2 protein-coding genes are annotated in these 1,345 nt (G+C 43.2%); one reads left to right on the top strand and one right to left on the bottom strand.

The features are described 5' to 3' along the window. On the bottom strand, positions 1-388 hold a 388-nt coding region (locus AB4512_RS21845; protein WP_372175646.1), incomplete at its 3' end, for a glutamate--tRNA ligase. Positions 389-718: 330 nt separating this feature from the next. On the opposite strand from AB4512_RS21845, the gene AB4512_RS21840 reads away from it, so the two are divergent. Then, on the top strand, positions 719-1,345 hold a 627-nt coding region (locus AB4512_RS21840), incomplete at its 3' end, for a cation transporter (RefSeq protein ID WP_372175644.1).

Here is a 1,345-nt window from a genome sequence, read left to right as displayed (position 1 = left end):
CAACAATTTTAGGGTGGTTAGCATCGTAACGAGCCATCTCTTTGTTTTCTTCTTGCTCTGCACGAATTTCATCAAGCAGCTCTTTAGACGCGTAGCATTTGAATGCTTTGTCTTCAGCAAGTAGCTTATCAACCATTTCGTTGTAACGGTCAAAACGCTTAGATTGGTAGTAAGGACCTTCATCCCATTCCATACCCATCCATTGCATGCCTTCTAGAATTGCATCAACCGCTTCTTGAGAGTTACGCTCAAGGTCCGTGTCTTCGATACGTAGAACGAATTCACCACCTTGGTTCTTAGCGAATAGCCAAGAGTAAAGTGCAGTACGTGCACCACCAACGTGAAGATAGCCAGTTGGGCTAGGAGCAAAACGAGTTTTAACCGTCATTTAAATACCTTGATTATGTAGGTGATTCTTTTAGTGCTCGCCATTACAAGGCCTGCAATAGTCAAACATCACTAAATTTTGGGCGCTATTTTATCACCACCGCTTAAATCTACAATCAGTAGTGAATGATTAATGCGCTGTTGTTGTACGAAAGCCGTTATTGAAAGGCCAATTACGCCCTTAAAGTCGTAAATAGATAGTCTTAGCAAGTAGATTATAGCCGCACATTCTTAATTTCCCTCTTCCATTCCAAACTGAAACCACCAGCTAGCACTCCACCAAGATCAAATTCTTGAATTTATGTTTGACCTTACCCTTACGGGAAGGTTTATGTTAGGCGTAGATGAGAATTGGAGTATCGATATGAACTACTACACAACGGCGCTCAACGGCCTAAATTGCATGGGTTGCGCGAAGAAAGTTCGCACACTGTTTAGCGATCTCGACAGCACGATGATTAATGACATATCGCCGACCTACATCGATATTTCGACTCCATTTAGTTACATTCAGCTCAACGAACAGTTAGCAACGCTTGGCTATTCTATGGGTAATCAGCTGCACCTTTCGCTATCCGGTCTGAGTTGCGGCAAGTGTGTGAGCAAACTGACTAAAGCGCTTGAACAAACTGAGCAAGCCTTAAACCTAGAAGTCAGCAAACAGGAATTATCACTGGTTACTCTGCTTTCTGAGTCTGAGGTGATTAAGCTGGTCGAAAGCCTGGGTTACCACGCAGCTCCCTACTCAGAAGTTAATGAGCCTTTATCTAATTCAGATTCAGAATACGATAAAAAAACAGCGCCAGTGGAGCCGACACAAGATAAACCTGCTGCTAGCCAATATACCTATCACCTTGTTCTTGAGGGAATGACGTGTGCGAGTTGTGTTTCTTCGGTAGAGAAAGCACTGAAAAAGAATGAGTTCGTCGACCAAGCTCAGATCAATCTCGCAGAACAA

The sequence above is a fragment of the Vibrio sp. 10N.222.52.B7 genome (assembly GCF_041474275.1).
Classification (GTDB): domain Bacteria; phylum Pseudomonadota; class Gammaproteobacteria; order Enterobacterales; family Vibrionaceae; genus Vibrio; species Vibrio crassostreae_C.
Note: the sequence above shows the minus strand (reverse complement) of the source record. Positions and strands in the feature narration are given on the sequence as shown.